Source organism: Pseudonocardia thermophila (assembly GCF_900142365.1).
In the GTDB taxonomy this organism is placed as follows: Bacteria; Actinomycetota; Actinomycetes; order Mycobacteriales; family Pseudonocardiaceae; genus Pseudonocardia; species Pseudonocardia thermophila.
In genome coordinates, this window is the sequence record NZ_FRAP01000035.1 from 1 (window position 1) to 21,873 (window position 21,873).

24 protein-coding genes are annotated in these 21,873 nt (G+C 70.4%); 22 read left to right on the plus strand and 2 right to left on the minus strand.

What is annotated here, in order from left to right; all coding sequences use genetic code 11:
- Window positions 1-217 precede the first annotated feature (217 nt).
- The 22 genes from BUE41_RS29055 (at window position 218) to BUE41_RS29145 (ending at window position 20,906) form a co-directional block, all read left to right on the plus strand.
- The gene (locus BUE41_RS29055; RefSeq protein ID WP_234997661.1) at window positions 218-655 is read left to right on the plus strand and encodes an ADP-ribosyltransferase; all 438 of its coding nucleotides are present in this window, start codon (window positions 218-220) and stop codon (window positions 653-655) included.
- Entirely contained in the window at window positions 652-819 is a 168-nt protein-coding gene (locus BUE41_RS30995; protein WP_159444988.1) for a hypothetical protein, read from the plus strand. Before BUE41_RS29055 ends, BUE41_RS30995 begins: the two co-directional genes overlap by 4 nt.
- Window positions 820-900: 81 nt before the next feature.
- Window positions 901-3,168, plus strand: coding sequence for a hypothetical protein (locus BUE41_RS29060; protein WP_073460560.1), 2,268 nt, complete (start codon window positions 901-903; stop codon window positions 3,166-3,168).
- 11 nt (window positions 3,169-3,179) lie between these two features.
- On the plus strand, window positions 3,180-3,509 hold the full coding sequence (locus BUE41_RS29065) for a hypothetical protein (protein ID WP_073460561.1): 330 nt from the start codon (window positions 3,180-3,182) through the stop codon (window positions 3,507-3,509).
- Between the two features lie 50 nt (window positions 3,510-3,559).
- Entirely contained in the window at window positions 3,560-3,727 is a 168-nt protein-coding gene (locus BUE41_RS31000; RefSeq protein WP_159444989.1) for a hypothetical protein, read from the plus strand.
- A 181-nt stretch (window positions 3,728-3,908) separates the two neighbouring features.
- The gene (locus BUE41_RS29070; protein WP_073460562.1) at window positions 3,909-4,109 is read left to right on the plus strand and encodes a hypothetical protein; all 201 of its coding nucleotides are present in this window, start codon (window positions 3,909-3,911) and stop codon (window positions 4,107-4,109) included.
- Between the two features lie 82 nt (window positions 4,110-4,191).
- Window positions 4,192-4,677 carry a hypothetical protein gene (locus BUE41_RS29075; RefSeq protein WP_073460563.1) on the plus strand — a complete coding sequence of 162 codons (486 nt, stop codon included), beginning with the start codon at window positions 4,192-4,194 and terminating at the stop codon, window positions 4,675-4,677.
- A 127-nt stretch (window positions 4,678-4,804) separates the two neighbouring features.
- Window positions 4,805-5,002 carry a hypothetical protein gene (locus tag BUE41_RS30590; RefSeq protein ID WP_143172439.1) on the plus strand — a complete coding sequence of 66 codons (198 nt, stop codon included), beginning with the start codon at window positions 4,805-4,807 and terminating at the stop codon, window positions 5,000-5,002.
- A gap of 20 nt (window positions 5,003-5,022) precedes the next feature.
- A complete protein-coding gene (locus BUE41_RS29080) occupies window positions 5,023-5,586 on the plus strand; it encodes a helix-turn-helix transcriptional regulator (protein WP_073460564.1) in 564 nt (187 codons plus the stop codon).
- 621 nt (window positions 5,587-6,207) lie between these two features.
- Window positions 6,208-8,343 (plus strand): major capsid protein, encoded by a 2,136-nt coding sequence (locus BUE41_RS29085; RefSeq protein WP_073460565.1) that lies wholly within the window; start codon window positions 6,208-6,210, stop codon window positions 8,341-8,343.
- Between the two features lie 11 nt (window positions 8,344-8,354).
- A complete protein-coding gene (locus BUE41_RS29090; RefSeq protein ID WP_073460566.1) occupies window positions 8,355-9,188 on the plus strand; it encodes a hypothetical protein in 834 nt (277 codons plus the stop codon).
- 13 nt (window positions 9,189-9,201) lie between these two features.
- On the plus strand, window positions 9,202-10,170 hold the full coding sequence (locus tag BUE41_RS29095; RefSeq protein WP_073460567.1) for a hypothetical protein: 969 nt from the start codon (window positions 9,202-9,204) through the stop codon (window positions 10,168-10,170).
- A complete protein-coding gene (locus tag BUE41_RS29100; RefSeq protein WP_073460568.1) occupies window positions 10,167-10,937 on the plus strand; it encodes a hypothetical protein in 771 nt (256 codons plus the stop codon). The genes BUE41_RS29095 and BUE41_RS29100 overlap by 4 nt, the downstream gene beginning before the upstream one ends.
- Window positions 10,934-11,227 carry an SAP domain-containing protein gene (locus BUE41_RS29105; protein WP_073460569.1) on the plus strand — a complete coding sequence of 98 codons (294 nt, stop codon included), beginning with the start codon at window positions 10,934-10,936 and terminating at the stop codon, window positions 11,225-11,227. The genes BUE41_RS29100 and BUE41_RS29105 overlap by 4 nt, the downstream gene beginning before the upstream one ends.
- Entirely contained in the window at window positions 11,224-11,757 is a 534-nt protein-coding gene (locus tag BUE41_RS29110; protein ID WP_073460570.1) for a hypothetical protein, read from the plus strand. Before BUE41_RS29105 ends, BUE41_RS29110 begins: the two co-directional genes overlap by 4 nt.
- 3 nt (window positions 11,758-11,760) lie before the next feature.
- On the plus strand, window positions 11,761-12,159 hold the full coding sequence (locus BUE41_RS29115; protein WP_084756114.1) for a hypothetical protein: 399 nt from the start codon (window positions 11,761-11,763) through the stop codon (window positions 12,157-12,159).
- 55 nt (window positions 12,160-12,214) lie between these two features.
- Complete coding sequence (locus tag BUE41_RS31005; protein WP_073460571.1) at window positions 12,215-12,790, plus strand: hypothetical protein; 576 nt, start codon at window positions 12,215-12,217, stop codon at window positions 12,788-12,790.
- On the plus strand, window positions 12,787-13,068 hold the full coding sequence (locus tag BUE41_RS29125) for a hypothetical protein (RefSeq protein ID WP_073460572.1): 282 nt from the start codon (window positions 12,787-12,789) through the stop codon (window positions 13,066-13,068). The genes BUE41_RS31005 and BUE41_RS29125 overlap by 4 nt, the downstream gene beginning before the upstream one ends.
- Window positions 13,069-13,084: 16 nt before the next feature.
- Window positions 13,085-19,246, plus strand: coding sequence for a coiled-coil domain-containing protein (locus tag BUE41_RS29130; protein WP_073460573.1), 6,162 nt, complete (start codon window positions 13,085-13,087; stop codon window positions 19,244-19,246).
- Window positions 19,239-20,102, plus strand: a complete 864-nt coding sequence (locus tag BUE41_RS29135) for a phage tail family protein (protein WP_073460574.1) — start codon at window positions 19,239-19,241, stop codon at window positions 20,100-20,102. The genes BUE41_RS29130 and BUE41_RS29135 overlap by 8 nt, the downstream gene beginning before the upstream one ends.
- A gap of 9 nt (window positions 20,103-20,111) precedes the next feature.
- Window positions 20,112-20,498, plus strand: coding sequence for a hypothetical protein (locus BUE41_RS29140; protein ID WP_143172441.1), 387 nt, complete (start codon window positions 20,112-20,114; stop codon window positions 20,496-20,498).
- A 3-nt stretch (window positions 20,499-20,501) separates the two neighbouring features.
- Entirely contained in the window at window positions 20,502-20,906 is a 405-nt protein-coding gene (locus tag BUE41_RS29145; protein ID WP_073460576.1) for a hypothetical protein, read from the plus strand.
- A 549-nt stretch (window positions 20,907-21,455) separates the two neighbouring features.
- Here the strand turns inward: BUE41_RS29145 and BUE41_RS31010 are convergent.
- Both BUE41_RS31010 and BUE41_RS31015 read right to left on the minus strand, forming a co-directional pair.
- Entirely contained in the window at window positions 21,456-21,617 is a 162-nt protein-coding gene (locus tag BUE41_RS31010) for a hypothetical protein (RefSeq protein ID WP_159444990.1), read from the minus strand.
- 48 nt (window positions 21,618-21,665) lie between these two features.
- On the minus strand, window positions 21,666-21,842 hold the full coding sequence (locus tag BUE41_RS31015; protein ID WP_159444991.1) for a hypothetical protein: 177 nt from the start codon (window positions 21,840-21,842) through the stop codon (window positions 21,666-21,668).
- Window positions 21,843-21,873: the final 31 nt, after the last annotated feature.

A 21,873-nucleotide genomic window follows, 5' to 3' on the forward strand; every position in this document is an offset into this window, starting at 1 on the left:
CCGTGATCACGCAGCCGGTCAGCGTACAGGCGCACCGCGCGGGCGCGGGTCTCCTCATCGAACTTCCGAGGTGCAGGCACGGCTCCAGTCTCCTTACTAGATCAGAGCCTCTCCACCACCCAGGGCGATTCACCGGTGACGACCTCACCGACGACTACCGGCAGCGGGTCGGCGGTAGCGCGACCACCAGCGAGAAGCAGGCACCGGGTTCGTGCAGATGAACGACTTTCTGCGCAACCCTGACCGCTACCCGCCGGAGTTCCACGCGTACATGAACGCGGCCAGGTTCGGCCCGATCAACGATCTTTTCGCCAAGTACCACACCCCGGCGCCGACCACGGTGCGGCGCTACGTGAACGCTGCCGGCATCCCGAGCGGCACGGTGCCTGGCCGTGTCGTCACCATGCCCGGGCTGGTGTCGACCACGGTGGCCAACTCGGCACCCCCGGGGTGGGAGGACTCCGATGTCGAGATGGTCATTCGGGTGCCGAAGGGCATGCCGGTGATCGTCCCGGACGGGCTCGGAGTTGGCCACGGGAACGAGCGGGAGCTTATCCTGCCCCACAACAGCGGCTTCAAGGTCGACTCGGTACAGGAAAGGGACGGCCGGCGATGGATCGAGCTGACGGCGATACCGCCCGCGGAGACGCCGTGACTGAGCCTGCCCAGTCCACCTTCGGCGAGCGGCAGGCCGACATGGCGGGCGCCACGGTCAGCGACGGCGACTACACCACCAGCGACGAGGCCATGAAGGTGTTGCGCGAGCAGGGTGTCGACGCGTGGCGTAAGTGGTGCGCCGAGCACAAGCCCGACGCCTGACTCGCGACTCCCCACCCCGACCGCCGCATCGCTGGCGACCGTGTCGGCGCCCCTCGAAGAGCGCCGACCACGGGAGACGTCTTGACCGCACCGACCGCCAGCGACACCGCCGCCGAGGTCGTCGTTACCGGCCCGGCCGTGAACGGTGAGATCCCGATCCGCCTGCCGGTGCTGGTGATCGAGGGCCTGGACACCAGCGACGGTCGCTACATCGCCCCCGGCGCCCTGTCCTACCGGGCGCTGCCGATCTCGCTGCTGGCGCAGCCGGAGAGTGCGCACGGCGGCGACGACGCCGGCGCTGCCGGGGTGGTCGGCCGGATCGACACCCTGACCCGCACCCCCGGCCCGCAGGTGATCTCGCGGCGCACCGGCAAGCCGTTCCCGGAGGGCACCTACGTGTGGTCCGGCACCGGGGTGCTGATCGAGGGCGCCAAGGTCGGCAGCTACGACATCGCGCGGCTTTTCACCAGCGGCGCGCTGCGCGGCCTGTCCGTGGACCTGGCCGGCATGGACTACGAAGTGCTGGGCGACACCGGCGGCCCGCTCGACCCGGCCAATCCGCGCCGCCGCATCGTCACCCACGCCGCCGAGATCGCCGCCGCGACGCTGGTGCCGATCCCCGCTTTCGGGGACTGCTACGCGGAGCTGGCCGACGCACCCGAAGCGTCGTTCGAGCCGCTTCCCGCCGAGGAGCTACCGCAGGGGTTGTCCGCGGCGGCGTCGCCGGCGTGGCGGTCCCCGGAGGTGGGTGACATGTGCGGGCTGTGCGCGGCCGGTATCGAGGTGCCGAGCGGTGAGGTGGAGCTGCAGCTGCCGCTCGATGCGGTCGACCAGCTCGCCGACGTGATCGCCGCTGGTGAAGGGCAGCAGCGGGACGCGCTGCAGCTGGCTCAGGACATCGTGGAGTACATCCGCACTGCGTGGGCGGACCGCGACGACGACCTCGACGACGGTGAGGGGATGCTGCCGGATGAACAGCAGCCTGCCGGCAGGGTGGCTGTGGTCGCCGCCGGGTTGACCGCTAAGGACCGCCGGCGCGCCGCCGAGAAGGGGCAGGCCATGCCGGACGGCAGCTTCCCGATCCGCAACGGCGACGACCTGGACCGCGCGATCCAGGCCGTCGGCCGAGCCAAGGACGTCAAGGCCGCGCGGCGGCACATCATCCGCCGCGCCAAGGCGATCGGGCTGGAGAACCGCATCCCGGAGCACTGGCGCGCCGATGGCAGCACCCGTGACGAGGCCGCGCACGCCGCCGAGCCGGTGGTGGCAGGGGAGCAGCCCGCGGCCGACGCGCCGGGCGGCGATGGTGACCCCGCCGCGCCGCAGAAGTGCGAGTTCGGCGACGAGCCGGCCGTCCGTTCGCTACTTTTCCGCGACGGCGAAGCGTATGTGGCCGTGTGCGACGCGCACGAGCAGGACGCCCGCGACACCCTCGCCGCGTCCGGTGAGGAGGTGACCGGCGTGGTCGAGATCGGTTCCGACAGTGAGGCCGGGCCCGGGAGCGGGGACCTGGATTCGGTGGTCGCTGCAGCCGCGCCCCGGCCGCCCGCGTGGTGGTTCACCGACCCGAAGCTGGACGGGCCGACCCCGCTGCAGGTCACCGAGGACGGCCGCGTGTACGGGCACCTCGCGACCTGGGGGCAGTGCCACGTCAGCTTCCCCAACCAGTGCGTCACCCCGCCCCGTAGCAGCAGCGGATACGCGTACTTCCGCGTCGGCGCGGTGCTGTGCGACGACGGCACTGAGGTGGCGGTCGGGCACATCACCCTGGACACCGGTCACGCCGCTCCGGAGCTGGGGCGGCACGCTGCTGCGGCGCACTACGACAACACGGGCACCGTGGTCGCCGATGTGGCGGCCGGTGAGGACGAGTACGGCATCTGGGTGGCCGGTGCGCTGCGGCCGCACGTGGACGAGCTGACCCGGGCGAAGCTGCGCGCGTCGGCGCTGTCCGGGGACTGGCGCCGGGTCGGTGATGGGCTGGAGCTGGTCGCGGCGCTCGCGGTCAACACGCCTGGATTCCCGATCCCGCGCGCTCGGGTGGCGGCGGGTGCGCCGTTGTCGCTGGTCGCCGCGGGTGTGGTGCGGCAGGGCACGCAGGCGCCGGTCGTCGACGCCGCGGGCGGGCTCGATCCCGACGCGCTGGCCGACCGTATCGCCGAGCGCATCGAGCAGCGCCGCAGCGAGGTCGAGTTGGCCGCGCAGACCGAGCAGCTGCTGGCGGAGCTGGACGAGACCCCGCAGCGCACGGCCGCGCTGCTGGCGGAGTTGGACGAAACCCCAGCTCGGTTCGCAATGATGCTGGCCGAGCTGGAGGACGGTGATGTAGCCCCAAAAGCTGGGGCCTGATCGCCGACCCGGTGCCCGCTGCGCTGCTGCGTGAGGTCGAGGCTGTGTTCGGGGTGCTGGACAAGAGTCCCCGGAAGAACTGGATCGACCGGCTGCCGGCGGGGCTGCAGAAGGCGTTCGAGAAGTCGATCATCTATCGGGCGGCGGTGCACATGCACCGGCGTGGCATGAGCGTGGGGCACGCGATCGCGTCGGCGATCAACTGGGCGAAGCACATCTGCGCCACCGGTGACGTGAAGCAGTGGCGCGGCCTGCAGCAGGTTCGGCCGCCCTCGCGTGCTCAAGCCTGCGCAGCAGTGGCGCTGTGGGAATCGATGAAGGCCGCGGCCAAGGCGGATTGATGAGCACGCCGCCGTCGCGGCCTCCATCGACCACGCGGTCCGCATTCGTGATGGGGGTGCGCAGGGCGTACCCGTGCCCGACGGTCGAGGACTGCGACAAGTGGCTGCGGGCGCTGTCGGAGGCGTTGCGGGGCACCACGGACGAGGTGGAGCGGGCGCGGATCCGGGCGGACATCGATGCGGTGCTGGAGCGTCGGCTGCGGCTGAAGGTGGCCTAGCCTCGCGGGCTGGTCGGTGGGCCGTGGCCGGGTGCGGTTGGCGTGGGCTCGGTGCTGTGTGGCCACCACACCATCCACTCTTGTGTGAGCGCAAGATGACCGAGGAATGCTCGGCGCAAGACTTGCGTCAACGTCAGCAAAGGGGTTATGATACTTGCGTCTCCGAAAGAGAGGAGGTTGGATGGCAGCACGGAAGCCGACCCCTCGTGAGCGGCGCATCGCCCTCACGGTTGGGCTGACCCTCCACCCCGCCCGCTACGGGCACTGGGTGGCCAAGTCGCCCAGTGGGATCGTCTACGTGATCGACGGAACCGACCACACCTGGGAGGACTTCCGTCGGTTCGTGGCCGAGGTCCAGGGGACCGGGTTCCGGTTCGAATAACCGGAGGGCCGACCGGGGCGGGTGTGACGCCCCGGTCGGCGCCCCTCCAGCACAGCACCGACCAGCAGGGAGCGCAAGCATCGTGGGCACCACTTGGCACGTCAGCATCACCACGGGGGACCAGCTCGACGACAACCAGCTCGTCGAGCTGGTGCGGGCCCTGCCCGCGCGTTCCAGTGCGGGCCGCGCGCCGACCGGCGGGCTGCGGGTGGTCACGGCGCTCGCCGCCGCCGAGCCCGAGCAGGCCATCGCCGCGGCGCGCGTCGTGCTCGCGTCCGCCTTGCTCGCGATCGACTGCACGCCCTCGGGTGAGCTGGTCGCCGCCGAGGCGGTCGCGGCCGACGAGTCCGAGCGCCGCGACGAGCTGGCCGCCGGTTTCGACCCGCTCGCGCAGGTGATCGACGCCGATGAGGCCGCGAGCATCCTGGGTGTCACTGCGTCCGCCGTGCGCCAGCGCGGCGAGGGTCTGCATGGCCGTCGCTTGCGCTCGGGTGGCTGGATCTTCCATCGCGCGACCATCGAGACCATCGCGCGCGAGCGTGCCGAGCTGCGGTCGCGGGAGCCCTGACCGGGTGTGTGCGGTGCGGCCATCCGGCCGTGTGTCGCGTATATCTGCAGCTCAACGGCTCTTGTCATGATTGACAAGAGTTCGTCTCGCCTCATACCCTTGTCACCAGACAAGGGAGGGGGTTACCGTGGACAAGGACCTACGCAAAGTGCTCGAGGAGGCCGAGCGACAGGGCTTCTCGGTCAAGCGCACCCGCAAGGGGCACTACCAGGTGCGCAACGCCGAGAACGTCGTCGTCGCGGTGTTCTCGGGCACAGCGTCGGACCACCGCTCGCTGCGCAACGGCATCGCGCAGCTCAAGCGCGCCGGATTCATCTGGCGCTGACACCGGGAAGGGAGGCGGAGATGCCCGAGTACGCCGCCCACGTCGCCACCAGCCTGACCAACCGCACCATCGACCACGCCGGCTACCAGCTCGACGACGTGCTCGACGAGATCGTCGACCAGCTCGCCCCGCTCGCCGGGGTGCCGTCCATGCTCGACGGCTACCTGACGGTGCAGGTGACCGTCGAAGCCGACGACCTCACCGCCGCCACCGCGGTCGCCACCGACGCCGTGGTGCGCGCCGCGCGCGCCGCCGCACCGGGTGTCGGCATCGACGCCGTCGCCGTGGAGGTCCTGAACCAGGACGAGTTCGTGAACCGCATCAGCCCTTTCGTCAGGGAGACGGGGAACCTGATCACCACGGCTGAGGTCGCCGACCTGCTCGGCGTCTCCCGCCAGCGCGTGCTGCAGCTGGTCCGCGATCACCCCGCCTTCCCCGACCCCATCCGGCGCGAGCGCGGGAAGCGCGCCATGCTGCTGTACCCGCGTCCGGCCGTGCTGGACTTCCTGGCCGCCTGGTCCGAGGCACGGAAGCGGCACCGCCCGCCGACCGCCGCGCGGCGGCGCAGCGGGGCCATCTCCTGAAAGCGACTGTCGCGCGCGGTGCTCGGCTGTCACGCGCGGTGCTCGGCGTGACTCCCCCTCCCGGTCCGTGCGCCGCCCACAGCGCCGCAGAGCGCGGCACGAGCGGCCGTGAACACGACAGCGGGCCCCGAGCTGCGCGGCACCGCCCTCAGCTCGGGGCCTGACTCCGCGAAAGGTACTGCCCTGGCGGGGCACCTCCCACATCAACGGCACACCCCCGGCAACCCCCGGTGACTCGCGACTCCGGTGGGCACACCCGCGCGGGCTAGGCATCGTGCCCGCGAAGCAGCCGCACAGCAGCTGCGCCAATCTCTCGACCCCGGGTCGGTGTGGTGGCGGGCCCGGGGTCGAGTCTTCCCCAGGGCCCGTATCCGCTCCCCAGCCTGGCCCGGCCACCGCCCCTCGGACCCCCCTCGGTGGCCGGGCCGACCCACGCCCGCGCCCGGCCCCGCAACCACAGCAACACGCGACTCCCCGACACACCCGCACACACCAGCTCACCCTCCGCGATCAAGGAGGGGTAGAGCGGCCCCGCGCCTAGCGCACCACCGCCGCCCACGGCCTAGCCGACGCCCCGCACCCGAACCCCACGCATCCGCGCCGGAAAGGCACCCCAGGAAGATGACGCTCGACCAGCTCCGCGGACTCGCGGAGAAGATCACCAGCGACGCCAGTCAGGTCACCGACGAGCAGCTCGCCGAGGCTCGCGAGGCCATCCAGGCGCTCGTCGCCGAGGCCAAGGAGGCCGGTGCGTCGCAGGAGACCCTGAAGACGCTGCAGGCGCTGAAGCCGATCCGTGACGCCGTTGTCGGCGAGATCGCCGCCCGCGAGGAGGCACAGCGCGAGCTGGACAGCGAGACCCAGCGGCTGCTTGCCGAGATCGAGGCCGACACGCTGGGCCGCTCTGCCGACGTTGCCGACGTCGAGGGCGAGGCCGCCGGGGGTGGCGAGGTCGCCGAGCTGCCCGTGCAGCCCGTGACCGAGGACGCCGCGCAGCCCGCCGCCGTCGCCGCCTCCGCTGACCTGATCGCGCAGGTCACCAAGGCCGCCGCCGAGGGCGCCGCGAAGGCTTTCGCCGCGCTCGCCGGCAAGGGTGAACAGCCGGCCGCCGCAGCGCAGGAGCCGAAGGGCCGCGCCGCCCGCGTCACCACCACCTCGGCGGTGCCGCGCGCCGCCGAGTTCGTCAACGTCCGGGTGTACGGCGGGCAGGACACCGCCGGTGCGCCGATCACCTCCAGCTACGAGCTGGCCAAGCAGCTGCACGAGAAGTACCGCACCGTCTACCAGGACCGCGCCTACTCCGGTCGTGTCCCGGTCGCGCACTTCGCGATCGAGTACCCCGAGTCGCGCAAGCTCGGGCAGGACATCGCGGCGAACTACCACAAGCTGGAGGCCCTCACCAGCCGCGAGTCGCTGACCGCCGCCGGTGGGCTGTGCGCGCCGCTGAGCCCGGACTACAGCGTCGAGGTGGTCGGCACCTCCGCTCGCCCGATCCGTGACCAGGCGATGGTCGCGGTGCAGGTCGAGCGTGGCGGGCTGATGTACCGGCCGCCGGTGTCCGCGGGGTCCGCGGTCAACGGCGTCGGCCAGTGGACCGTCGAGGACGACGCCGACGCGTCGGTGGTCAACAACACCGGCCCGAGCAAGCGCTGCTACGAGGTCGACTGCCCAGGCATGAAGGAGGAGTACGTCTGGGCGGCGTACCTGTGCCTGGAGTTCTCCAACATCACCACCCGTTTCGACCCGGAGACCACCACCGCCAACCTGCGGCAGGGCGACATCGCGCACGCGCGGCTCGCTGAGAACCTGCTGCTGAGCAAGATGGCGGCCGAGTCGAAGATCCTGTCGGCCTCGCAGGTGGTGGGCGCGACCCGTGACATCCTCGCCAACATCGACAAGGCGGTCGCGTACCTGCGCAGCAAGCACCGCATCGACGAATCTTTCCCGCTGACCTATGTCGCCCCGTTCTGGGTCAAGCACCTGATGCGCGCCGACCTCGCCCGGCAGATGGCCGCCGGTGACTGGAAGGCCGCGCTCGGGGTGGCCGACGGCGACCTGGAGGCCTGGTTCGCTCGCCGCGGCGTGACCCCGGTGTGGCACATGGACGGCGTGCTCGGCACCGACGAGGTGCAGACGATCACGATCACCGGTGGCCCGACCGGCGGGTCGTTCACGCTGACTTTCGACGGCGAGACCACGGACGAGATCGCGTACGACGCGACCGCCGAGGACGTGTACAACGCCTTGGTCGCGCTGGACAACATCGGCCCGTACGACATCACCGTCACCGGTGGTCCCGGCCCGAACTCGCCGTGGGTGGTCACCTTCGGCGGCCCCGCGGTCGCGGGCACCGACGTGCCGGAGATGACGTCGAGCGGCTCGTTCACCGGCGGCAGCAACCCCTCCGTGGCGGTTGCGACCACGACCGGCGGTGACGGCGCGATCAGCGTCAACGGTGTCACCATCGCGCCGCAGGTGTACGACGACGTGGCCGCCGGGGCGGCGCTCCCCGGTTTCCCGAACCAGATCGACTCGCTGCTGTACCCGGCCGGTAGCTGGCTTTTCCTCAACGGTGGCTCGCTCGACCTCGGCCTGGTGCGTGACCACGAGCTGAACGCGAAGAACCGCTACCGGCAGTTCCTGGAGACGTTCGAGGGTGCCGCGTTCCGCGGGGTCGAGTCCCTGCGCCTGGTCATGACGGTCAACCCGACCGGCCAGACCGCCGGCACCAAGGACACCAGCGCCATCACCGACTGAGGCAACCACGGATGTTCGCCCCTGTGCCGGGTGTGCCCGCGGCGCCACCAGCCTTCGGGCTGGTGGCGTCCGCGGAGCGCCCCGATCCCGCTCAGCTCCCGAACTGGGAGCTGGGGCTGGTGTGGGTGCCCGAGCGGTGCGCCACCGAGTACCGGCTCGCGCCGGCCTGCGTCGCAGCCGACCCCGCGGACTACAGGCCGCCCCGGCCGGCCGAGGCGGTGTACTACCGCCCGGTCGACCTGCAGCTGGCTGAGGAGTGCTCGACCCTGTCGGGCCCGGTCGACGAGGCTAGGCTGCGGCGCATCGCGGAGGCGCAGACCCCTTTCGCGGTCGCGCGTGAGCTGTGGTCCGGTGCCGGCACACAGGCCGACCCGTTCGACAGCCCGGCCGGGTCGTCGCAGACCAACCCATATTTGGCGTCGGCTGCCGCGACCGAGGTGAGCGGGTCACCGGCTGCGAGCGTGCGCCTCGGTATCGGTCTGCTGGAGCAGGCCGCGATGGAGGCCGCCGCCGGGCAGCAGGTTTTCCTGCACGTGCCGGTGATGATGCTGCCGCAGCTGGGCGAGTACGTGTACCGGGTTGGGCAGGTGCTGTACACGCTCGCCGGGAACGTGGTCATCGCCGATGGCGGCTACGAGGGCACCGGCCCGAGCGGTGAACCTGTCGGCGCCACCGCGTGGGCGTACGCCACCAGCCCTGTGTCGGTCTTGATGTCGCCGCTGGAGATCACCAGCGGGCCTGAGTCGATCGACCACGCTACCAACACCCGCACCGCGTGGGCGTCGCGCGTTGTGGCGGCGCTTTTCGACCCGTGCGTGCACCTCGCTATCGAGATCGAGCTGTAGGAGAAACCGAGAAATGGCTGGTGGATACGACGGCGCGGGTTCGCTTTTCGCGCTCGGTCTTCGCCTGACCAAGCTGGACGAGAGCGGTGCGCCGCTGCCTGGTCCGCAGAACTGCTACGTGACTGAGTCGCTGGCTCAGATCGGTGTCAACCAGGAGTACTCGGAGCCCGACGCGGTCGAGTTCCGCAACGGACAGGGCGTCGTGTGCGTGTACTACGCGCCGCCGCGGACGCTGCTTCGTGGCTTGATCGAGGACCTGATCATCTGCACCCCGGACCCCAACGTGCTGGAGTTCTGCTGTGGCGGCGAGGTGATCACCAGCGGTGGCACCGACGAGATCCAGACGCTGGAAATCGAGGGGTCGCCGACGGGTGGTTCCTTCACTCTGACGTTCGACGGGGAGACCACCGCGAGTATCCCGTACAACGCCAACGCAGCCGATATCCAGGCAGCGCTGGAGGCGCTGTCGAACATTCACCCCGGGGACGTGACTGTGTCCGGCAGCGGCCCGTTCACGATCGAGTTCGGCGGGTTCCTCGCCAACCGGAACCTGCCGATGATCATCGCGGACTCGTCGGGCCTGACCGGCGGCACCGATCCCGAGGTCACCATCACCGAGGCGGTGGCCGGCGCTCCCGGCCCGAACGTGATCGGCTACCGGGCGCCGCAGGTGAACGTCGACCCGACCCCGAACGGCATCGCGATCGAGGCGTGGTCGCGGGCGGTGCTGGACAACGCCTACGCGGCGAACCTGCCGTACTTCCACTGGGTGCTGCCTCGGGCCCGGCTCACCCCGTCGGAGGCAATCTCCCTGGGTGCTGAGGACCCGACCACGCCGACGTTCTCCGGCACGCTGGAGTCGAACAGTGAGTTCGGCGCCGGCCCGGCCGGGGACATCACTTTCCCGACCGACCGGATCTGGCAGTACTGCCGGGTGTCGTCGATCCCGGACCTGACGGCTGGCTTCGTCGAGGTGTCGTGACCACTCCGAGTGGGTGCCGGGCGTGGGCCGGCGTGGACGACATCCCCGCCGACGTCGCTGCCCTGCACTCCGCGGCCGAGTGGTGTGGCTACCTGGAGCTCGCCACCGACATCCTGTGGTCTGCCACGGGGCGTCGGTGGCGAGGCTCCGGCCACATGGCCGAGGTGGTGCTACGGGCGGCGCCGCCGCTGCCGGGGGAGCCGGGGTGGCCGTGGCACCAATCGTGGGGTCACTGCCGCTGCTACCGGGGGACCAACATCCTGGGGCCGTCGTGGGCGCTGGATTGGGTGGGCGGCCACCATGAGCCCAACTCGATCCGGCTTCCGCACCCGGACGTGACCGAGGTGACGTCGGTGACGATCGACGGGCAGCTTTTCGACGCCTACCGGCTGGATGGGGCGTGGCTGTCCCGCACCGACGGGAGCGGCTGGCCGATGTGCGGGGAGCGCACGGTCGCGACCTACGCCTACGGGAAGGACGCGCCTGCCGGTGGCCGGCTGGCGTGCGTCGAGCTGGCGGTGGAGTTCGGGCGCGCGACGTGCTCGGACCCGAAGGAGCGGGGCCGCTGCCAGCTGCCGCGGCGGGTGCAGACGGTGACGCGGCAGGGCATCACCTACGACATGCTCGACGATTTCGACTTCCTGCAGGACGGGCTGACCGGGATCTACTCGGTGGACGCGTGGATCCGGTCGGTGAATCCGTACGGCATCAAGCAGGCGGCCTCGGTGTGGTCGCCGGATCTGCGGAGAGCGAGGACCACCACATGATCGACCGGCGGCAGTGGGACCCGTGGGCGCCGCCGCCCGCTCCGGTGCCCGAGCCGGAGCCTGCGCCGGTGGCGCAGCCCGCGTCGGAGCCCGACCAGCAGCAGCCTGGTGCCGACCAATCGCTGTTCAACGTCCACACCGACGTCGACCTCGGCGCCACCGTGGAGCTGCCCGAGAGCCTGGAAAGCCTGAGCAAGGCCGCCCTGCAAGAGCTGGCCGAAACCCTCGGGCTCGCCACCAGCGGCACCAAGACGCAGCTCATCGACCGGATCCGCGGACTGCTCGGATGACCGCGGGGCTGGGCCTCGACGTGCCCGCGCTCGCGCAGATGCTGCTCGACGGCATCGTCGACCACTTCACCGCCGCCGAGCCGTCCGCGCGGCTGCCCGAGCGACGCATCATCGCCGCCGGCAACCCCCGCATGGTGGCGTGGGACTGCGAGCAGCTGGTCATCACCATGTCCGGCATCGGGCAGGGGCCCGCTCCCGGCACCGGCGGCGAGCCGCGCGGCACCGGCCGGCAGATCAGCTCGATGGGGGTACGGCACACCGTGCTGGTCGCGCAGCTCGTGCGCAGCCACCCCGAATCCCCGGACGGCACAACCCCGCCCGACGCCGGCGAGGTCACCCGCGCCGGGCTGGCGTCGATGCGGGACGCCGGGCTGCTGTCGCAGGCGCTGATCGCTGTCGCTGCCCGCATCACCGGCGGCCTGCCCAAGGGGTCACGCGCCACGGCCGGCGCCGTGGAGGCTTTGGGGCCAGAGGGTGGCTACTCCGGGCTGGAGGGGTCGATCGCGGTCACCGTCGGCACACTCGCCTAAGCCATGGGGGCGCGGTTCACCTACACGGGCCACCGGCTGGACCAGATCGTGCTTCGGGATCTCGCCCGCGGCGCCGGTGACTTGGAAGCCCGGGCCGCGCGGGTGCTCGCCGCCGCGCAAACCCTTGTCGGCGTGGACACCGGCCGGTTGCTGGCGTCGATCCACCGAGAACGGGGTCGCAACTCCGTCGGCCCCTACGTCGACATCGTGGCCGGTATCCCCGGCATCACCAACTACCTCGGCTACCACCACTTCGGCGCGGGGCCGCACATCATCCGGGCCCGCCGCCGCAAGGCGCTGCGGTTCATCTGGCGCGGTGAGGTCGTGTTCTTCAAGTGGGTGCGGCACCCCGGTAACCGCGGCACCTACTTCCTGACCCGCGCGCTCGACGCAGCCCGATAGAGAGTCACGTACTCACGGACACACACGAATCCGCCGCTTGCTCCAACCTGTCCGCATGCCTCAAACCACCACACGACGCCGCCGCCCCGCCACCAAGACCACCACCCCCGCCAAGACTGCTGCTGCGTCCGCACCGGCCGAGCAGGACGACTACGACGAGACCGTTGCCGCCGTCGTTGACCTGCCCGGCACCGTGGTGCACACGGTGCAGTTCGAGCGGGATGGCGTCGTCGAGGAGCACACTTTCACCGCTCGGCCGCGCATGACCTACAAGCGCATGGCCGACATCGTGAAGGCCCGCCGCAGCGGCGACGGCGTGGACGCGCTGGCTGCTTTCGAGCGGATGATCCGGCCCGCTCTGCTGGACGACGACGGCACGCCCGCGAACTGGGAGCCCGAGGTCCGCGGGGGAGTGTTCATCGACCCCGACGGCAACGAACGCCCGGTCGAGGACCTGCAGGAGCTGCTGGCGTTCGAGAACGGGTCGTCGCGGCGCCGCTGGATCCACCTGATGGACAAGGACGACTACGTCGACGTCGAGATGGGTGAGATCAGCGACTTCTACGAGCGGCTTTTCGAGGAGGCGTCCGAGCGCCCTACGCAGAGGCCGTCACGCTCATCGCGGCGGTGACGGCAGACGACGACATCGCCACCTATTTGCGGGGGCAGCTGCGGTTGCGCGGCATCGGCGGCGACACCCCGCTCGCGGAAGTACTCGACGCGGTGATGGCGCTGGAGGTGGAGGGAGTGCCGGCCGAGCAGATCGGCAAGTGGCGCAAGGCCACCGACCGCGCCTCGTGGCGGATTCGTCCGCCGGATCGGGAGACGTGGGGCACGACGCCGGCGCAGCAGGCCGAGATGGCGCGGCTGGCCGGCTCGGTCGTTCATCCGGGGGCGACAAAGCAGTGACGGCCACGTCTGCGGGGTGCACGGTGCGATAGCCAGAGTTCTCGACACCGCGTCTGTCCGTGTCCAGCTTGACGAGCGCGGCCTGATCCGGCGCGCCCGGCGCGCGGGTGAGCGTGTCGGGCGCGCGTTCGCGCGTGCCGCGACCCGGGCTGCGCGGAACATCCCGGTCGAGTTCAAGCTGGACGAGCAGCAGCTGCGGCGGCAGCTGCGGCGGGTGCAGGCGCGGCAGAAGGTCGTGATCGACACCGAGCTGCAGGTGAACAACCGCGAATTCCGCCGCGACATTGACCGGATGCGACGGGAGCGGTACACCGTCGAGGCGCTGCTGCAGCTGCAGGATGAGCAGGCCCGCGCCCAGCTCGCGGCGCTCACCCAGCAGCGGCGGGAGATCCCCGCGACTATCGACCTGGACGACGCCGCGCTGACCGCGCGGCTGCAGCAGCTGCAGCAGGAGCGCATCCAGATCCCCGCGGACGTCGACCTCGACGAGCTATCCCTGGAGCAGGCGCGGCTGCAGATCGAGAAGACCCGCGCGACCATCACTGCCGACGTTGACGTGCAGCAGCCGAGGCCGGTCGTGGTGCCGGCCCGGCTGCGCATCGACGAGCAGCACGCGCGCGCCTCCGCTAAGGCGCTGCCGCCGTTGCACCTCGAGGTCAACGAGGCCGCGATCGCCGCCCAGATCGCCGCGGCGATCAAGGCCGGTGAGCAGATGGCCGGCCGGTTGAACCTCGGCCGGGTCACTGTCACCGCCAATGTGCGGTTCAACCGGCGGCAGGTGCGGCAGGCTGCCCGGCGGCTGCGGGGAATCCGTGTGCCGGTCCAGTTCGCGGTCGACAAGCGCGCGCTGGGCAAGCTCAAGCTGGACAAGCTGGCCGGCAAGCAGCTGAAACTCAACCTCGCCGCCAGCGACCCCGACGTCGGACGCAGTGTCAAGAAGCTGCAGCAGCAGTACCAGAAGCGCCCGATCAAGCTACGCACCCAGCTCGACATCGACGCCGAACGGCTCGCGAAGCAACTGGCGGCTCTGGAAGAGTCGTTCGAGAACGAGCGGGTCAAACTCCGCGCCGACCTCGTTGTCGACGACGGCGCGCTGCGTGCCGCCCGCACCCGCATCGAGGCGATGCGGCCGACGCTGCACGCGCACCTGGATGTCGACCGCGACACCCTGGACCGTGTCGGCGGAGGCACCCGCCGCTACACGGTGCCGATCGACGTCGACATCGACGACGCCCCGCTGCGCACCCTACGGGCAGAGCTGACCCGTCACGCGACCCTGCACGTCGACGTCGACATCGACGACGAGGAGGCCGATCGGGTCTTCCGCCGGTTCTACAACGACGACGGCACCGCGCGGATGGACGCGGTCGATGTCGAGGTGCGCACCGACCTCGACGAAGCCTCAGCGGAGCGTGCCCGGGCGCAGATCGAGCAGATCACCGGCAAGATCCGCGCCGAGCTGGACGAGGGGTCGCTGGCGCGGATTCAGCAGCGGTTGTCGCAGCTGCGCGCCACCGTCCGGGTAGATGTCGACGACTCCGCGCTGCGCGCCGCGGCATCACGGCTGAACCGCGCGGACGCGCTCGTGCACGCCCGACTGTTGATCAACGACTCGGCACTGGACGGGCTGGAGCGGCGCATCGCCGCTGCCGGGCTGCACACCCTCGACGTGCGGCTGATCATCGACGACACCGCGCTCGACCGCGTGATCCGCCGCATCGACACCGCCCGCCCGACCATCGAGGTGCGGCCGCAGGTCGACCGCAACAGCTTGCGGGCGCAGCTGCAGGGCCTTTTCCTGGCGGTCACGATGCGGCCGGACATCAACCGGGCTGCGTTGCAAGAGCAGGTGCGCCGCATGCCGCCGCTGCGGATCCCGGTAATCCTCGATCCGGACATCGTGGCACTGCGGCAGCTGGTGCGCCGCATGCAGCCGCTGCAGGTGCCGGTGCAGCTCGACCTGGACACCGCGCGGCTGCGTGCGCAGCTGGAGGCGTTGACGTTCGGGCAGCTAAGCATTGACGCCTACCTGGACCTGAACACGCGTGAGTTCCACACCGAGCTGCGCCGTGCTCGTGCCGCCGCTGACGGCATGAGCCTGAACGCGTTCCTGGACTTGAACACGGCGGAGTTCTATCGCGAGCTGACCCGTGCTCGCCGCGCCGCGGACGGGATCAGCCTCAACGCCTTCCTGGATCTCAACACGGCCGAGTTCCACAGCGAGCTGCGGCGCGCCACCTCCAACAGGGTCGTGATCACGGCGCGGGTGCAGCTGGACAACGCGTCGCTGCAGGCCGTGCGAGCCCGCATCGAGGCGCTACGGCCACGCATCACCGCCCGCGTCGACGTCGACAGCGGCTCCCTCGCCGCGCTGCGCGCCCGCATCGAAGCGATGCGCCCGACCCTGCACGTCGACGTCGACACCGCCGGCATCATCGCCCGCATCTCGGCCGCGGTCGCCGCCGCGAACGCGTTGTCGCGGGCGCTGTCGGTTGGTGACCAGGGCGGCGGACTACTCGGTGGCCTGTTCGGCGGCGGCGGCGGTGGAGGCGGGAGCGCTGGCGGTTCCCTCGGCGCGATGCCGGGCAAGTTCGGCGCGATCGGGTCCGCGATCCAGGCCGTCATCGGCAAGGTGACGCAGCTGGCAGCGGCGCTGGTGAAGCTTTCCGCGATCTCCACCGCGGTCGCCGTCGCAGGCGCCGCGATCACGGCCGCGTGGGGCGCGGTGGCCACTGCGATCGCCGCGATACCGGCCGTGGCCGCGGCCGCGGGGGCCGCGTTCGGCGCGGTCTGGCTCGGCTTGGACGGTATCAAAAAGGCAGCCGAAACGCTCAAGACGCAATTCGAATCGCTGCATAAGGCGGTCTCGTCGACGTTCGAGCAGTCTTTCCGGCGCGCTTTCGAAACGCTCAAGCCGGTCTTTCCGGAAATCGAGCGGGGCATGGTCAAGGTGTCTAAGACCATCGGGTCGATCACCCAAGACACCGCCAAGCTGATCGAGACCACCAACAAGTTGGGCCTGATCAGGCTGATCTTCGACGGCATCAACGCGGCGCTGAGCGACATGCGACCGGGGATCCTCGCAACCGTCGACGGGTTCTTGGCGATGGCGGCGCAGCAGACCGTGTTCGATGCGCTGTCGAAGACCGTCAATGCGTTTGGGCAGGAGTTCCAGCGGTCCGTCGTGACCTTGATCCGCGACGGCACCCTCAACAACGCCTTCCGCGGCCTCGGGAGCGTGCTGGAGCAGCTGACCCGCGGGTTCGTGAACCTCGTGGAGAACGGCATCCGCGTGTTCGCGAACGCCGCACCCGGGCTCACGAATTTCCTGGAGTCGCTCCGCGAGTTCTTCAACAAATTCGACTGGGACAAGCTCGGTCGGTCGGTGGGGCAAGTGTTCGACGGTCTCGCGACCGCGATCCGTGGCATCCCGCCGGGCACGATTCAGGCGATCCAGGATGCGTTTCAGCGGCTCGGGCAGACGTTCCAGTCCGGGCAGGTGCAGCAAGGCTTCCGTGACCTGATCGGGCTGATCCCGACTGTCGTGGACCTCATGAGCGCTGGCGTGCGCGCATTCTCCGCGATCGCCACCGGCATTGGCGGGTTCGTGCAGATGATCGGCGGCTACGCTCGTCAGGCGATCCTCTACATCAAGATGGCCGGCGACCCCGCCGGTGCGCTGGCCGGCAAGTACAACCAGGCGTTCAAGGACGCCGAGTTGGCCGTGCTGCAAGGCAAGGCGCGAATGGGGCAAGCCTTCTCAGGGCTCGCTCAGGCTGGCTCTGAAGCCATGCTCGCGCTCGGTCGTGCTGGCCACACGGCCGGTCAGCAGGCCGGTCAGCAGGCTGTGGCCGGCGTGCAGCAGGGGCTGCAGAACGGGATCAGCGCGCTCAACACCCAACCTTTCGTCGGCCCTTTCACGACGATGATCCAGACCGGCGTCGGGGTGTTGAACCAACTGCCGCCGGCAGCTTCGGCAGCTGTGTCACCCACAGCCAGCGCGGTGTTCGGCGCGCTCGCTCCCACGCCTGGCGCAGCAGCGGGCGCGGTCTCGCCGACCCCGGGCGCAGTGCAAGGGGCGCTGGCGGGCACCCCGGGTGCTGCGGGGTCGGCCGTCAACCCGACCCAGGGTGCGGTGCAGGGCGCGCTGTCTGGGGTGCCGGGTGCGGCCAGCTCGGCGGTGGCGCCGCTGCCTGGTGCGGTCGGGCAGGCCCTCACTCCCGCTGCGGCGGCCGCGACGCAGGCGCTGCAGGGTGTGGCACCTGGTGTGGCGCAGGTGTTGAACACGGTCACGCAGTCTTTCAGCGCCGCGGGAGGTCAGTGGTCGACCGCCGTTACCCAGTCGATGGCGCAGGTCGGGCAGGTTTTCACCGCACACGGCACCGGCTGGCAGCAGCAGATCGCGACCGCGCTGCAGGGCGTGTCGGACAAGTTCACCACCTACACGGCCAGCTGGGGTAACACCGTCGCGGGCGCGCTGCAGCAGGTTGACCAGCAGATCACGACAAACAGCGCGAACTGGGCGAAGACGATCAGTGGCTCGCTTCAGCAGATCGGCGAGCAACTGACCACGAGCACGTCCGGCTGGTCGACCTCGGTGGGCACGGCGATGACCCAGATCTCGACCGCGATCACCACCGGCACGTCGGGGTGGAGCCAATCGGTGATCACGGCTCTGTCCCAGATCAACGAAGCCGTCACGACCGGCACGACCGGCTGGTCGTTGGCTTTCACCACAGCGCTGTCCCAGATCAACGAGGCCATCACCGTCGGCACCACGGGCTGGTCGGTGGCTTTCACCACGGCGCTGTCCCAGATCACCGAGGCGATCACGATCGGTACCGCCGGGTGGTCGACGGCGATCACCACCGCGATGCAGCAGATCACCGAGGCGATCACGAGCGGCACGACCGGCTGGAGCTTCGCGGTGACCACCGCGATGCAGCAGATCACCGACGCGATCATCCTCGGCTCGACCGGCTGGGCGATGGCGATCACCACCGCGATGCAGCAAATCAACGATGCGATCGCCGCCGGTGCGACGGGTTGGTCCGCGGCCATCACCGCCGCGATGGCGCAGACGACCACCGCCATCCAGACCGGCACCTCTGGGTGGACGGCAGCGGTGACCGCGGCGATGGCGGCCACAACCTCCGCGATCCAGGCCGGATCGGCCGGCTGGTCGGCCGCGATCACCGCGTCGCTCGCGGCGATCACCTCCGCGATCCAGGGCGCGACGGCGAGCTGGGCGTCCACGGTGTCGGCGGCGATGGCTTCGGTCGGGGCCGCGATCTCGGCGGGTACCGCGGGGTGGGCTGCGACGGTGCGGGCCGCGTTGTCCGGCATCCAGTCGACCTTCGTGGCGACGTTCGCAGCGGTTGTCGCGACGGTGACCGCGTCGATGGCGCAGGTCAGCTCGGTGGTCACCGCGGGGTCGAACCTGCTGCGCAGTCTGATCACGCAGCTCGGCCAGACGATTGTCGCCACGGTCACGGCCGCGATGTCGCAGTTCGTCGCGGCGATCAACGCGGGCATGACGAGCGCGGTGTCGATCACGCAGACGGCGACGTCGCGGATGGTCAGCATCCTCAACGGCGCCGCCGCACAGTTCCGCGCTGCGGGCGCCAACATGGGCCAGGCGTTGGCCGACGGCCTCAACTCCCGAGCGGGCGCGGTCGAGGCCGCCGCTGCCCGCCTGGCGAACGCGGCCGCGGCGGCGGTGCGCGCCGCCGCCGGTATCGCCTCCCCGAGCAAGGTGTTCCTGCAGCTGGCGGACTACATGGGCGACGGTCTGGTGCTCGGCCTGGAGCGGGCCGAGGATCGTGTGATCGCTGCTGCGCGGTCGATCGTCGACGGGGTCGCCCGCGTGACCGAGCAGCAGACCCCGACGATGGACCTGCGGGAGATCCTGCCCGACAGCGGCCCGGCCGGGGAGCTGACCGGCGGTCACCTGACCGTGACCGCAACCTTGGACCGGGACGCCAACGCCGAGGTCGTGGCGGAGCTGCGGGCGCTGCTGGAGGAGCTGCGGGCGCAGCGGAACCTGCGGGTCCGCGGCGGCGACGGCGCCGCGGTGGACATCGACATCAACGTCTCGACCGACGCGGCCCGCGTGGGCGACGAGATCCACCGCGAGATGGCGACCCTGAGCGCGCTGGGGGTGTTCACGCGTGACTGACGAGAAGCTGGAGGTCATCACCGCTGACGGGGTCGCGCACGATCTGGACACCTGCACCACCCGTGGCGTGCAGGACATCCAGGGCCTGTTCACGGTGCCGGAGAAGCGCGGCGAGAACCTCGTGATCGCCGGCGAACACGGCCGCATGCACGTCGTGTCGAAGAAGCACGACGCGCACATCATCGTGCTCGGGTTGTGGGTGCGGGGAGTGCTGCCGGACGGCACTCTCCCGGAGGCCGGTTACGCCCAGTTCGTGGAGAACTTGCGTGAGCTGGTCGGGTGGTTCACCACCGACGAGATGATCACGCTGCGGCACACCGTCGACGGCGATGCCCGCGAGATCACCGGCGAAGTGCTCCGCGTGATCGAGCCGGAACTGAGCGGCTACGGCCGCTACCGCTCCGCGCAGGTGAAGATCGTGATCGAGTGCGCGGCGCCTTTCTGGGCCGATGTCGAGCCGGTGACGCAGACGGTGACGCTGCCGACGCTCGGCACCGCCACCCTGACCGCCTTCGCCGGCGCGACCGCCCCGATGGAAGACCTGTTCATCGAGTTCGGGCAGGCGAACAACCCGAGGTTGTCGCAGGTGTCGACGGGAGTTTTCGTCAAGCTCAACAGGGTCATCACCGCCGGGCAGACGATCACCGTGGACACCGCCGACTGGGAGGTCTACGGCTCCCCGGGCGTGGCCGGTGGCCTCTACGAGGACCTGGAGTACGGCGGGCAGCACACAAACCGCTGGTTCGCGCTGCTGCCCGAGCCCGGCGGCGGCGCACCGGTGGTGCAGCTGCAGCACACCGGCGGCGGCCCGGCGTCGGTGACGGTGACTGGCAAGCGCAAGTACAAGATCGCCTAGGAGTGGATCGTGGCACGACGCAAGGCCGCCGTGGTGGCCGAGCAACAGCGGGGGGATGAGCGGCCGCCGCTGTATGACCCGGCGGTGCACACCGACCCCGAGCAGTGGGTTTTCACCGAGCTGTACTGCGAGTGCGGCGGGCTGTGGCGGCAGCGGGACCCGGTCGCCTACGTGGAGCCGCAGGTGCGGGCGTTCCTGGCGCGCCACAGCGGTGAGGGGCACGGGCCTGCGACCAAGAAGGCGTGCATCACCGCTCGTGAGCAGCGCCGCAAGGCCGCCTATGCGGTGGCCGGGCAGGTGGGCCGCTACCAGCCGAAGCAGTACCCGCACATCGACAGCGCCTGCACCAAGCGGCGGCCGTGGCCGGTGTTCCCCGACCAGAAGGTGGAGGGCTGAGTCGTGGCCAACGCTTTCTACGGCAAGGGTCGTGAGGGCTTCGCGCTCGGCGAGGTCGATTGGGTCGACGACACGATCAAGGTGATCGCGGTCGACCTGGCCGACTACACGCCGTCGCTGTCGACCCACGACTTCCTCGATGACATCCCGTCGGGTGCTCGGGTGGCGAATGCGGCCCTGACCAACAAGACGGCAACTTTGGGTGTGTTGGACGCCGACGACACCACCATGACCTCGGTCGTTGGTGACCAGTTCGAGGCGCTGGTGATCATGAAAGACACCGGCAACGAGGCGACGTCGCGGCTGCTGATCTTCATCGACACCGACACCAATGGTCCGATCAGCCTCACTCCGAATGGGGGTGACGTGCTGATTGAGTGGCACGCGAACGGGATCGCCACGCTCTGACATGGGCTGGCCGCAGGTCTTGGCCGTCGTAGTGGTCGGGTGGATCGCTGCGGGACTGCTGCTCTGCGCGCTGTGGGCTGGTGTGGCGCGCGGGATGCGCCGCAGTCGCCGACCGGGCGGCTGGAGGTAGCACGTGGCTTCTATCCGCTGGGTTTCGGCGCAGGCGCGCGAGAACGGCACCATCACGATCACGAATGGCGCTGGCACCGAGGACGGCGACCGGCTGATCGCGATCGTCATTGACGACGAGGAGACCGGGCAGCACACACCCTCGGCGCCGCAGGGTGTCGGCACGAACTGGACACTGCTGTCGTCCACGTCCGCGGTGGCCAACACCCCCGACGGGCGGGTGTACGAGTGGAAGGTCACCAACGCCGACGCGCTGCCGTCGAGCTGGACATTCACCCCGGCGGTCAACTTCCACTCCGGCATCGTCTGGGTGGTCTGCATCCAGGACCTCGACGACGAGGCCGAGGTCGAGGTCGGCTGGAACAACGGGCAGCTGCCAACCAACGGCTCACGGCTCGTCACTGCGCCGTCGATCAGCTCCTACACGGGCGAGAACCCGATCGTGATCACGGCGCACGTGTGCGTCACCGAGTACGCCGACCCCGGCTGGACCGCGCCGAGCGGTATGACCGATCTCGGCAGCAACCCGCTCGACGCGGCCTGGATGACCGGCGCCGCGTACACCACGACCGTGTCGGGCACCGGCCCGACCGGGGCGCGAGGAGCCGGGGTCTCCGGCTCGACGGCCTACTACTGGCGGGCGGTCACGGTCGCGATCCCGTCGCCGGTGTCCGCGCCGCAGCAGACCATCACCCCGACCAGCATCCCGGCGCCCGCCGCCCCGAATTCGCCAGCGCTGTCGCAGGCGTACCGCATCAAGCCGGCCACGATCCCGGCGCCCGCCGCGCCGCCCGAACCAGCGGTCATCCCGGGCACCGTCATCCTGCCCGTCGGGACG